This is a genomic window from Levilactobacillus spicheri DSM 15429 (assembly GCF_001435095.1).
Lineage (GTDB): Bacteria > Bacillota > Bacilli > Lactobacillales > Lactobacillaceae > Levilactobacillus > Levilactobacillus spicheri.
In genome coordinates, this window is sequence record NZ_AZFC01000013.1 from 13,245 (window position 1) to 25,253 (window position 12,009).

The window sequence follows — 12,009 nt, forward strand, 5'->3', positions numbered from 1 at the left end:
AGTTAATTCTCCTTTGGCTGGATCAGTTGGTTATTCTGGATGTAGCGACCGAAGTCGTTGTAAATGGGCTGGAATAGGTCGGGCGCGTCGTCACCGGGGTTCAACATCTCTTTGGGGAAGAAGAACCGTTGGTCGCCGGTGAACTTGCCCCGCAAGGCGTTGACCAGGTCGGAGACCGTCGACAGTTCCGCCAAGGACCCATCGGGCTGTTGGAGCTCGATCTGGGTCAGCGGGTGTTCCATCTTCGGGTCGTACGAGTCGTCGTAGGGCAGGTCGTAGCTGTTGTCGGTGGCGGTGTAGTAGTCGACGTTAAAGCCGACCGACTTGATCATGTCCCGCAGCGGCGCAATCAGGGGCTGGGTCTCCGGGGTGAAAACGGCGCTCTTGAGCGGTTTGCGGTCTAAGAACCGGTGGGCCAGGTCGGCCAGGATGTCGTCCGGGGACTGGCGCCAGTGGGTGAAGTAGGTGGTCAGGACCCCATCGTCGAGGTACAGGTAGTCCTGCAGGTCGAACTCGTGGTTGAAGAACGGCAGGAGCAGGTGGGGGATGAAGCTCTCATCACTCTGGCCGGTCTGGTAGAGCTCGTTGGCCCGGGCCAGCAAGTGGTCCAAGATGACCTCCATGGCCCGGGAGACCGGGTGGAAGTAGACCTGCTGGTACATCTGGAAACGACTCATGATGTAGTCCTCGACCGCGTGCATCCCGTTCATGGCGAAGGCGATGCCGCCCTGATACGGCCGCATGACCCGTAGAATCCGGGTCAGGTCGTAGGCCCCGTACTGGGTGCCGGTATAGTAGGCGTCGCGTAACAGGTAGTCCATCCGATCGGCGTCGATCTGGCTGGAGATCATCTGGACGACCTGCGGATTCGGGTAGGTCTTCTGGATGACGCTGGCGACCTCCTGCGGGAAGGTCGGGCTGACCTTGCGCAGGACCTGGTTGACCTCGGTCTGTGGCGAGGTCAGAATCTCGACGGTGATGGCTTCGTGGTCGGTGTGAAAGATGTGCTCGAAGGTGTGCGAGTAGGGCCCGTGGCCGATGTCGTGCAGCAGCGCGGCACACAGCGCGGTCAGACGCTCGTGGTCATCCCAGCCGCCATCGCCCGGCGTGCGGGTCGGGTAGTTGCGCTGAAAGTTGTCACAGATGCGCCGGGTGATCTCGTAGACGCCCAGGCAGTGGGCGAAGCGGGTGTGTTCGGCGCCGTGAAAGACCAATGAGGCGGTCCCCAGCTGCTTGATGCGGCGCAGCCGTTGAAATTCCTTGGTGTTGATCAGGTCCAAGATGACCTGATGTTGAACATAGATGTAATTGTGCACGGGGTCGCGTAGGACTTTCTCGCGCGGTAATCGAGCGGTAGCATAAGACAAAACGCGATTCCTCCTTTTAGTCGCTCAACCGGGGTTGGCGACGAATCATTTGTGCGGTGGCGTGGTCGAGGCGCGTCGCGAAGTCCGGCGTGGCCATGGCGCTGGTCAGGTGGTCGCGGCCCACCGTGAGGCCGGCTTGTTCGGCGGCGGTGATGAAGCGTTGCCGCGCGTCGTCCAGGCTGATGGCCTGGTGTAGTAGGGCCGCCGTGGTGGTCATGGTCGCCGGGTCCACCGCGGGGAAGCCCCACTGGTTGGCCTGACCGGCCAGGCCGGCGCGGTAGAAGTCCTGAATCAGCCGGCCGCGCGCGGGCTGGTCACCGTTGATGCCCAGGTACAGCATCGTGACCAGGGCGTGGGGACTGCGGCGTTGCGAGATGCCGGCGATCTTCTGCCCGGCCACGCTCAGGTCGTAGTCACCGGGACAGTACGAGTGGGTGACCTCGAAGTGGCGAATGGTCAGCTCCGGCCACGCGGCGCGCACCAGGGCCATCATCTGTTCGTAGGCGGCGTCGACGCTGATGGGCGGCGTGGTCAGAGGACTGAATAGCGAGACGTTGAGAATCCCGGGATCGGCCACGACGGCCAGCCCGCCGGAGTTGCGGAGGACCCAGTCGAAGCCGTGACCCTGGACCTGCCGCACGGCGGCGGCCAGGTCGGGCAGACGTTTGTCCTTAAGGCCCAGGATCACGGTCGGCTGCATGTCCCAGAAGTGGAGAATGGGACGCTGGAGATCCGCGACCAGGTCGAGCAGCGCGTTGGTGTACCCGAAGGCCAGGTTCTTCTGGTCGGCGGGAATCGACGTGGTGACGGTTTGAATGGTGGTCGTGGGGAGGTTAAACGGTAACATGACACCAGCCTTCTTTCACAAGTTTTCCTTACCCATCATTATACTAGAAAACGCTTGCGGCGTCAGGTCGGGGGGAAAAGCGATGCGCGGACCTAGTCAAGCGGCGGTAACGGGCGGGCAACCAGCCCCCACCGAGGGTTGACTTTTCGGGAAGACCGCTTTATGATAGAGCCATAAATGAGTGAGCGCTCACTTACATATAGGTAAAGGACGTGAGATAGATGGCACAACCAATGATCGATGTCCGCGACGTGGCCAAGCGGTTTGGCGACAACGTGGTCTTAAAGCAGATCAATTTACACTTACCAGCCGGGCGCGTGTTGGGGCTGATCGGACCATCCGGGGCGGGGAAGACCACCCTGGTTAAATCAATTTTAGGGATGGAAAAGGTGGATGCCGGCACCACGACGGTTCTGGGGACCCAGATGCCGAACCGGCAGATCATGCAGAAGATCGGCTACATGGCGCAGAGTGACGCCCTGTACGAGACGCTGACGGCGCGCGAGAACTTGCGGTTCTTCGGTGAACTGATGGGCGTCAAGGGACCGGCCCTTGCCAAGAGCATCACGCACGTGGCCCAGGTGGTCAACCTGACCGCGATGCTGGATCGCCGGGTCAGCGCCTACTCCGGGGGGATGAAGCGGCGGCTCTCCTTGGCCATCGCGCTGATCGCCGACCCGGACCTGTTGATCTTGGACGAGCCCACGGTTGGCATCGACCCCGAGCTGCGGCAACAGATCTGGGCGGAGCTGCGGACGCTGAAGCAGCACGGCAAGGCCATCCTGGTGACCACCCACGTGATGGACGAGGCCGAACGGTGTGACGAGCTGATGCTGATCCGCGAGGGTATCGCGCTGGCGCAGGGGACGCCGACCCAGTTGAAGCAAGAATATGCAGTGGACACGATTGAACAAGTCTTTTTGAAAGCGGGGCGGCTCCAAGATGAGAACCATAGCGATCGTTAAACGCGTTTTACGCGAAATGTTACGGGACAAACGGACCTTAGCGTTGATGTTCATCGCACCCCTGTTTATCCTGTCGTTGATGTACTTTCTGTTTCAGAACAACTCGACCAGCGTGGCCAAGATTGGGGTTAGCAACGTCGACACCAGTCTGGTCAAGGCCTTAAAGAACCAGCACACGGATCTGGCATCTTACGGGACGCACGCCAATGCCAAGACCACGATTCGCCAGCACAACCTGGCGGCGTTTATCCACGAAGAAGACGGCAAGCTCACGGTGACCTATTCGAACAGCCAGCCCAGTGATACGGCGCTGGTCAAGCAGGCCTTGCAGGGCGGGGTCACCAAGCTGAAGGTCCAGGCACTGGTCGCGGCCACGAAGACCCAAAAGCGGGTGCTCCAGCAGCAAGCCAAGGTCTTAAAGACCGTGATGGCCCAACAGCAGAAGCTGCAGGCGGCCCAGGGCACGACGCGCGGCCAGACGGCGACGGTCGGCAACTCGACCAGCCCGAAGGCGGTGCCCGCTTACACGGTCACCAGTCATTACCTCTACGGAAATTCAGACTCGACGTTCTTCGACACCTTCCTGCCGGTCCTGTTAGGCTTCTTCGTGTTCTTCTTCGTCTTCCTGATCTCGGGGATTTCCCTGCTGAACGAACGGACTACGGGGACCCTGACCCGGCTACTGGCGACGCCGGTACGCCGGGGTGAGATCATCACCGGCTACCTGGTGGGTTACGGAATCTTTGCGGTGATTCAGACCATCATCACGGTGACCTTCGCGTTGACGGTCTTTAACGTCCACATGCTGGGCAGCGTCTGGATCATCTTGTTGATCAACTTCCTGCTGGCAATGGTGGCGTTATCGATGGGAATTTTCATCTCGACGTTTGCCAACTCGGAATTTCAGATGGTCCAGTTCATCCCGTTGCTGATCGTGCCCCAGGTCTTCTTCTCGGGCATCATCACGATTGCGACCATGCCCGACTGGTTACAGTGGCTCGCCCACATCTTCCCGTTGTATTATGGAGGAGACGCGTTGATGAACGTCGCGACCCGGGGCTTTGGCCTGGGCGACGTAAGTGGGGACCTCTGGATCCTGGTCCTCTTTGCGGTGGTCTTTACCGCCCTCAACGTGGTCGGGTTAAAACGGTATCGGAGGGTTTAAAATGGAAAAAAATACGGATATTCGCACGGCCTTCGAGCAGGTCATGGCCGCGGACCACGAAATCCCGGCCAAGCAAAAACAGGTGTTGGCGGCCAGTCTGGCGCTCTTTGCCGAGCAGGGCTTTGCCAACACCACCACCAAACAGATTGCGGATCGCGCGGGGGTGGCCGAGGGCACGGTGTACCGGCGTTACAAGACCAAGGATGAGCTGTTGGCGGCGTTGCTGAAGCCGATGGTCACGACCGTGTTGCCCCGCTTGATGCGGGAGTTCGCTCAGCAGGTGGCGACCATGCGGAACCTGACGCGGCACCAGTTGCTGACGGCATTGATCGAAAACCGTGCGGCCTTCCTGGCGGAAAACTGGCCGGTGGGGAAGGTTCTGCTCAATGAAATGATGATCCAACCGGTGCTGCGGCAAGCCGTCATCCAGAATGCGGCACCGATTATCCAAAAGACGTTGTACCCCATCCTGGATCGGCTCCGGGCCCAGCAGGAACTGGCGGCCGTTCCCAATGACATGGTGGTGCAGTTCATCGTCGGGACGGTCCTAACCAACGTGATGCGGGCGAACCTCCAGGACGACTTCGCGTTGTTTAACCAGCGGGTGCCGTTTCTGATCGATTTCTTGGACCGGGGCTTGGCCCCCAGCTGAGAGGGGGACAACAGGCGGTTAGCTGGCGAGCATGAACGTCGTCAGCTGCCTTTGGGCGCACGTTTTGGCACCAGACCTTCGGAGAACCAACGAGCCTGAGAGCTTCATCTCAGACTCGTTTTTTGTGGGGATGCGCGAGCGCGAACGGGCCACCGGAAATCGGGGAATCCCAAGCAAATCGGGTGGGTTTTTACTGCCGAATGGACTATAATTAACCATGATATGCACCGGTGCCGTGCGCGGGACTGGTGATAGGATGACTGATAGGAAAGGAAGGACCGAGATGGATCAACTTTCAGCGGGCGTTCCCGTCGCAATCCATTTGGAAACCCACATTAAACAAGACGATGACGTCTCCGACTACCGGCTCGACGCCGACGGTCAACTGGTCCAGATGGGCGAGAACCTCTACCTGCGTTACCTGGAACCGAACGAGGAGACCCAGGAGAAGACGCCGGTGACCATGAAGTTTACGCCGGACGGGGAGGTTCACCTGACCCGTAACGGCGAGGCCGAGTTGCGGCTGCACTTCATCAGCGGCAAGCGGGTCACCGCCCGTTACCGGACCCCGTACGGCATCATGCCGATTGAGACGGTCACCCCCTTACTCGAGACCAGTTTTCAGGAGCGGCCGTTTAGCGGTCACGTGAAGATCGATTATCTGTTGTACGCCGGGGAGCAATTGGTCGGAAACTACAAGATTCGATTGCAATTTACGGCGTAAACGCGTATTATATTTCGTAGACTGTGGAAAGGACGTGCACCAGTTTGGAATTAAAAGTCTTTGAGGGCCAGAAAAAGAATGAATTATCAATGATTGAGGTTGCCCACGCCATCTTGTCTCAACATGGCGACGTGATGGCTTTTGCCGACTTGGCAAACGCCGTTCAGACGTACTTGGGTGACAGTGACAAAGAAATTCGTGAGCGGCTGTCCCAATTTTATACGGATTTAAACGTCGACGGTAGTTTCATTTCTCTGGGTGATAACCTTTGGGGACTGCGAACTTGGTATCCGTTTGAATCCATCGATGAAGCGACGGTTCACGCCGAAGAGGACGAGGACCAACCGAAGCGCAAGAAGCGGAAGAAGGTCAACGCCTTCTTGGCCGACACCACGGATGACGACGACGTGATCGATTACGATGACGACGATCCGGAAGACGACTCGGACAGTAGCTACGCCAACGACGATGATGACGACGATGACACCACGGGTAACGGGTCAGCGCCTGATCTGGGCAAGCTGCAGACCGGTTTGGGCATCAACGACGATGACGAGGAAGACGATACCGAGGATATTCCTGACGGGATCGAAGACCAGTTATCGCAGATGGATGCGCCAGACGATGACGAAACCGACAATCTCGACTTCTCCGCCGATGATGACGAAGACGACGATGACGACGAAGAAAATGACGATCAAAAATAAATGACGTCGAATGCTTGACCTGTTCCCCAAAAACAGTTACTATGTTTTTTGGGCTCCTTACTACTTGTAGTGAGGACAACTGAACGGTGAAGTTAGCTCCCTATTCCAGCGAATAGGGAGCTTTTTATTTGTTGGGGCGGGTTTTACCAGGCCCCGACAACCGAACGACCCTAAATAATCTTACAAGGAGCTAGACAATGACCAAATATATTTTTGTGACTGGCGGCGTCGTATCATCATTAGGTAAGGGGATCGTCGCAGCATCCCTGGGCCGGTTGTTAAAGAACCGGGGCCTAAACGTAACCATTCAGAAATTCGATCCGTACATCAACGTGGATCCGGGCACGATGAGCCCCTACCAACACGGGGAAGTCTTCGTGACCGATGATGGGACCGAAACGGATCTGGACTTGGGTCATTACGAACGGTTCATTGACAACAACCTGAACAAGTATTCGAACGTAACGACTGGTAAGATTTATTCGGAAGTTTTGGAAAAAGAACGCCGCGGGGACTACTTGGGTGCCACGGTGCAGGTCATCCCGCACATTACCGGGATGATCAAGGAAAAAATCATGCGGGCCGGCAAGACGCTGGGCGCCGACTACGTGATCACGGAAATCGGCGGGACCGTGGGGGACATCGAATCCCAGCCCTTCCTGGAAGCCATTCGGCAGATGAAGAGTGAGGTCGGCGACGAAAACGTCTGCTACATCCACACCACGCTGGTGCCGTACCTGCACGCGGCCCACGAAATGAAGACTAAGCCAACGCAACACTCCGTGCGGGAGCTGCGGAGCATCGGGATTCAACCGAACATCTTGGTCGTGCGGACGGAACAACCCATCACCGACGCGATGCGCCAAAAGATCGCGTTGTTCTGTGATGTGAAGCCCGCGGCCGTGGTCGAATCCATGGACGTGCCAACCATCTACTCGATTCCGTTGCGGTTACAGGAACAGGGCTTTGACCAACTGGTCTTGGACCACTTCCAAGTCAAGGCACCACAAGCCGACATGGCTGCGTGGGCCAAGATGGTCGACCACATGCAACACTTGTCCCGGACCATCAAGATTGCGCTGGTCGGCAAGTACGTGGCGTTGCACGATGCCTACATCTCCGTGGCCGAATCCCTGCAACACGCGGGTTACCCGGTAGATGCCAACATTGACCTGCACATGATCGACGCCGAGAAGATCACTGACGACAACGTGGCCGATGTGCTCAAGGGCATGGACGGGATCATCGTTCCCGGTGGGTTCGGCGACCGGGGTATCGAAGGGATGATCACCGCCATTCGTTACGCCCGGGAACAGGACGTGCCATTCTTGGGAATCTGCCTGGGGATGCAAGTGGCCAGCATCGAATTTGCGCGGGACGTCTTGGGTTACAAGGACGCTAACTCGACGGAAATGGATCCGAAGACGACACACAAAATCATTGACCTGATGGCTGACCAAGCCGACGTCCACGAGATGGGTGGGACCCAACGGCTGGGCCTGTACCCTTGCAAGTTGAAGAAGGGCAGTGTCGCGGCCAAGGCCTACGACAACCAGGACATCATCCAGGAGCGGCACCGTCACCGTTACGAGTTCAACAACCAGTACCGGGCAGAAATGGCGGCCAAGGGCTTGGTCTTCTCCGGGACGTCACCGGATGACCACCTGGTCGAAGTCATCGAATTGCCTAAGAAGAAGTTCTTCGTGGCGGCCCAATACCACCCAGAATTCCTCTCCCGGCCAAACCGGCCAGAAGGCTTGTTCCGTGACTTCATCGCCGCGGCTAGCAAGGAAGTTAAAGACTAGTTGTTATCAGCGCTCCACGCCGGCGAGCAAGCTGGTCGAGGTGGGCACGATTCCGAAGCCCCGAAAGTCACGGGTCTCCGGAATTCGGCCTTGATGTAAGCCGGCAAAGAACGCCAGCTAACATCAATTTCACCACGACCAGCAAGTCGCCTCCGTTACGCTAAGGTTGATGACTGACATTGAGATAGCAAGTAGGGGGTCCGCAGCGGTTAGTTGCGGACCCCCTTTGTGGTCATGGCGACGGAAGCGGGGGGATAAAAATAACTCGTTTTATGCAATGAAAACGGTCGTTCGCTGGGTCCTCCAAAATATGGCTGGACTGGGGTGGGCCCGGATTTAGGCCCGCAACCCGGTCTTAAATACCGACCTTGGTCTAAGTCGGCTAAAAAACGCCGATTTAGACAACTTTCACCCCTGAGCCAATTTTTGGGGACCCTCCGAACTGGACGTGAGGGGATGGACGACCGAACGAGGCCGGTCATTTTCTCGTGGTGATTTGTCGGTGTGCCGTTAAATTAAAAGTAACTAGGAAGGGGTCCGCACGCAAATTATGTGCGGACCCCTTTTCACGTATCGGATTGATGAAAGTGGGATTGGAATGGCTGGTTTCTGGTCGGCTTTTCGCTTACTATTGAAGACAAAGATGAGCGGTCAGTTAGACGTTGGTATTCCTTTATGCTGAGAAAATCACCGTTATCTATAACTTTTATAACCAGCGTTTAGTCATGGAAAAGAGCCCCAGCGAGCGGCACAGAGGCGACTTGCTCGCCGGCGTGGAGCGGTGGGCACGGTCCAGCTGAGCCAGTCCCCACTAATTGAGGGATTACATATTTTGGTTTAAAAAGGAGTCGATCACATGACAACACCATTTCAAGCAATGCTTCAGGGAAAACGGCCCACGGTGCTTACGGAAGTGGACCAGCAACGGGGATTCTACTTGATTCCCGAACACGCGCCGCAGGGGGCGGCCGGGCAGGCGGCCCTGGCGGGGAAACCGCTGCGCAATCCGGCGGGGGACCAGTACCTCTTTCGGTTCGGCATGACCATCGTCCCCGTGACGCCGCCTAATCAGCGCGCCGTGCTGGTCCTAATGATGAATCCCGGGAGTGCTGGCAGGCAGGTCGGGGCGGCGACCATCAGCGCGGATAACACGGTCAAACGCCTCTACCGCCAGCTGGGACCGGAATTCGGGCGAATCATCACGGTGAACACCATGCCGTTCTACGACAGTGCCTCGCAGCACCTGCGGCAGACGATTCGCACGCTGGCTGACGAGGCGGGGATCACGCCCGCCAATTGGTCGCAGGCCAACGTCAGCAGTATCCAGGCGATTCTGGCCCAGCTGAACGCCCAGGGCGAGAACGTGGACATCCTGCTGGGAACCGGCAACCTGCAGAGCTATAACCGTGCCGAGTTCGGCAAAATCATGCGGGCGCTGACCCCCGACCAGCGAGCCAACCACCTCTACGCGGGCAAAATCTTGAAGTCGGGGGACAGCGCCCACCTGAATCCGCAGGGGCCGCTCTTTGACTTTGGCCAGGCGAACTGGCTGCCCGTGCGGCTGGTGCCGACGCGGGTGGGACGCTCGGCTTCCTTCCACGTGGCGCCGAAGGAGGGTTCCGCGCACGGCTAACCGGCGTGGCTTTGTGAAATGGGGGGCAACGACGGCTCGGGGGAAAGAAAGTTTCTACCGTAACCGAGGCGTGCGTAACCCGCAGACACCGCGGGTTACTTAAACTAGACTTAAGAAAGAGTTGGTTAAGAATCACCGTTTGACAGGTCACCGAACAAACCGAAAGGCTGGCCAGGAGGGAATTTCCACCAGAAGCGGGTCGTTCCGCGATTTCCCCCGTATATTACAATTTTAGTGAAAAGCCTAGAAACGGTTGTCTTTTTGCTCGGGATTATTTATCATTATAGCTGACTGTACTGGAGTCATCTATGAGAGATAAGTTTAAGTGAGGATCGCATCACGATGAAAAAAATGATAATACATGGCGGCCAACGTCTCACCGGAGAGGTGACGATTGGCGGCGCCAAAAATAGCACAGTGGCACTCATCCCGGCCGCGATTCTAGCGGATACGCCGGTTCGTTTTGATATGGTCCCGGATATCCTGGATGTACACAACCTGATGCTGATTTTAAAATCCATGAACGTCCACTCGACGTTCGAAGATGGGGTCCTGACCATTGACCCCACCGAAATCGTAGAGGCCCCACTACCAAGTAAAGCAATCAAGAGTTTACGGGCATCGTATTATTTTATGGGATCATTACTGGGGCGCTTTCAACGCGCCACGTTAAGTTTCCCCGGTGGCGATAACATTGGTCCCCGGCCCATCGATCAACACATTAAGGCTTTCAAGGCCCTCGGCGCTACGGTCACGGAACACGCGAACACGGTCCACATCACGACGGGTCCCGCCGGCTTGCACGGCGCCCGGATCTTTTTAGACGTGGTCTCCGTGGGCGCGACCATCAATTCCATCCTGGCGGCCGTGAAGGCGGTCGGCACGACAGTGATTGAAAACGCCGCGAAAGAACCCGAGATCATCGACATCGCCACGTTCCTGAACAACATGGGCGCGCACGTTCGGGGCGCCGGCACCGACGTGATTCGGATTGAAGGCGTTAGCACGTTGCGGGCGATGAACACGCACACGATTATCCCCGACCGGATTGAGGCCGGGACCTACCTGTCGATGGCTGCGGCGATCGGCGACGGGGTCGTGGTCAAGAACGTGATTCCGGAACATTTGGAATCCTTCACGGCCAAGATGATTGAAATGGGTGTCCAACTCGAAATCGACGAGGACAGCATTTACGTGCCGCGAGCCGACCACCTGAAGCCGATTCAGGTGAAGACCATGCCGTTCCCCGGCTTTGCGACGGACCTGCAGCAACCGCTGACGCCGTTGTTGATGCGCGCGGACGGGAGTAGTGTCGTCATCGACACCATTTACCCTAAGCGCATCAAGCACATCGCCGAATTGCGGAAGATGGGGGCCCAGATTCGTTCGGAAAATGGTACCATCATCGTGGACCCGACCGAGCACCTCGAGGGCAGCGTGGTCCAGGCCGGCGAGATCCGGGCCGGCGCGTCGCTGGTCATCGCGGGCCTGATGGCGGAGGGCACGACCGTGATTACCGAAGCGGATAACATCCTGCGGGGGTATGACCGCATCGTGGCCAAGCTGACGGCTTTGAACGCCGATGTCAGCATCGTCAGCAGTGAAAGCTTGGTCGAGGACGGCCGAGATTAGTATTGTCGTCACGATAGTTTCATGCTATAATGTGACGGTTGACGATTAAATCAATCTCTGAAGCAGTCAATGTTTCAGGGCAAAAGGAGCGTATTAATTATGAAACAAGGCATTCATCCAGATTACCGGGAAGTTGTCTTCCAAGACTCATCGACCGGCTACAAGTTCTTATCCGGTTCGACGGCAACTTCGAACGAAACGGTTGAATGGGAAGATGGCAACACCTACCCATTGATCCGTGTTGAAATCACGTCTGATTCCCACCCATTCTACACGGGTAAGCAAAAGTTTACTCAAGCCGATGGTGCGGTCGACAAGTTCAACAAGAAGTACGGCTTGTCCAACAACTAAAGTTAAATCAAAAGGGTCAACGGCTGCGGTCGTTGGCTTTTTTTGATGCCAATTTTGGCATGATCGCCGGGACCACGCTGCGTGGGGTCGAGGGTTCCGGTGGACTTTCAAGCGGAAAGTGGGGTAAAATCAAGGGGAGTTTTGGGGAAGGAGTCGTCAAA

General features: G+C 57.2%; 11 protein-coding genes. 9 read left to right on the plus strand and 2 right to left on the minus strand.

The features are described from left to right. Positions 1-2 precede the first annotated feature (2 nt). Positions 3-1,367 carry an HD domain-containing protein gene (locus tag FD37_RS03630; RefSeq protein WP_056963537.1) on the minus strand — a complete coding sequence of 455 codons (1,365 nt, stop codon included), beginning with the start codon at positions 1,365-1,367 and terminating at the stop codon, positions 3-5. A gap of 16 nt (positions 1,368-1,383) precedes the next feature. Then, positions 1,384-2,214 (minus strand): lipoate--protein ligase family protein, encoded by an 831-nt coding sequence (locus FD37_RS03635; protein WP_056963539.1) that lies wholly within the window; start codon positions 2,212-2,214, stop codon positions 1,384-1,386. A 221-nt stretch (positions 2,215-2,435) separates the two neighbouring features. Here FD37_RS03635 and FD37_RS03640 point away from each other — a divergent pair, with 221 nt between their 5' ends. The 9 genes from FD37_RS03640 to FD37_RS03680 all read left to right on the plus strand — a co-directional run bounded on the left by FD37_RS03640 (position 2,436) and on the right by FD37_RS03680 (position 11,848). After that, a complete protein-coding gene (locus FD37_RS03640; RefSeq protein ID WP_045807166.1) occupies positions 2,436-3,179 on the plus strand; it encodes an ABC transporter ATP-binding protein in 744 nt (247 codons plus the stop codon). Then, complete coding sequence (locus FD37_RS03645; protein ID WP_056963541.1) at positions 3,157-4,344, plus strand: ABC transporter permease; 1,188 nt, start codon at positions 3,157-3,159, stop codon at positions 4,342-4,344. Before FD37_RS03640 ends, FD37_RS03645 begins: the two co-directional genes overlap by 23 nt. A gap of 1 nt (position 4,345) precedes the next feature. After that, positions 4,346-4,996, plus strand: a complete 651-nt coding sequence (locus FD37_RS03650; RefSeq protein WP_056963543.1) for a TetR/AcrR family transcriptional regulator — start codon at positions 4,346-4,348, stop codon at positions 4,994-4,996. Between the two features lie 283 nt (positions 4,997-5,279). Beyond that, positions 5,280-5,720, plus strand: coding sequence for a YwiB family protein (locus tag FD37_RS03655; protein WP_045807163.1), 441 nt, complete (start codon positions 5,280-5,282; stop codon positions 5,718-5,720). A 44-nt stretch (positions 5,721-5,764) separates the two neighbouring features. Continuing rightward, positions 5,765-6,427: a DNA-directed RNA polymerase subunit delta gene (gene rpoE / locus FD37_RS03660; protein WP_056963545.1), complete on the plus strand. Its 663-nt coding sequence runs from the start codon at positions 5,765-5,767 to the stop codon at positions 6,425-6,427. Between the two features lie 197 nt (positions 6,428-6,624). Beyond that, positions 6,625-8,232 carry a CTP synthase gene (locus FD37_RS03665; protein ID WP_045807161.1) on the plus strand — a complete coding sequence of 536 codons (1,608 nt, stop codon included), beginning with the start codon at positions 6,625-6,627 and terminating at the stop codon, positions 8,230-8,232. 856 nt (positions 8,233-9,088) lie between these two features. Next, entirely contained in the window at positions 9,089-9,865 is a 777-nt protein-coding gene (locus FD37_RS03670; protein ID WP_082605112.1) for a DUF1643 domain-containing protein, read from the plus strand. Positions 9,866-10,207: 342 nt separating this feature from the next. Beyond that, complete coding sequence (locus FD37_RS03675) at positions 10,208-11,497, plus strand: UDP-N-acetylglucosamine 1-carboxyvinyltransferase (protein ID WP_045807159.1); 1,290 nt, start codon at positions 10,208-10,210, stop codon at positions 11,495-11,497. 99 nt (positions 11,498-11,596) lie between these two features. Next, complete coding sequence (locus FD37_RS03680; RefSeq protein ID WP_045807158.1) at positions 11,597-11,848, plus strand: type B 50S ribosomal protein L31; 252 nt, start codon at positions 11,597-11,599, stop codon at positions 11,846-11,848. Positions 11,849-12,009: the final 161 nt, after the last annotated feature.

Bases quoted from the DNA above. Each gene is read 5' to 3' on its own strand.
- FD37_RS03635 (WP_056963539.1), bottom strand. From the start codon at position 2,214: ATGTTACCGTTTAACCTCCCCACGACCACCATTCAAACCGTCACCACG.
- FD37_RS03640 (WP_045807166.1), top strand. From the start codon at position 2,436: ATGGCACAACCAATGATCGATGTCCGCGACGTGGCCAAGCGGTTTGGC.
- FD37_RS03645 (WP_056963541.1), top strand. From the start codon at position 3,157: ATGAGAACCATAGCGATCGTTAAACGCGTTTTACGCGAAATGTTACGG.
- FD37_RS03650 (WP_056963543.1), top strand. From the start codon at position 4,346: ATGGAAAAAAATACGGATATTCGCACGGCCTTCGAGCAGGTCATGGCC.
- FD37_RS03655 (WP_045807163.1), top strand. From the start codon at position 5,280: ATGGATCAACTTTCAGCGGGCGTTCCCGTCGCAATCCATTTGGAAACC.
- FD37_RS03665 (WP_045807161.1), top strand. From the start codon at position 6,625: ATGACCAAATATATTTTTGTGACTGGCGGCGTCGTATCATCATTAGGT.
- FD37_RS03670 (WP_082605112.1), top strand. From the start codon at position 9,089: ATGACAACACCATTTCAAGCAATGCTTCAGGGAAAACGGCCCACGGTG.
- FD37_RS03675 (WP_045807159.1), top strand. From the start codon at position 10,208: ATGAAAAAAATGATAATACATGGCGGCCAACGTCTCACCGGAGAGGTG.
- FD37_RS03680 (WP_045807158.1), top strand. From the start codon at position 11,597: ATGAAACAAGGCATTCATCCAGATTACCGGGAAGTTGTCTTCCAAGAC.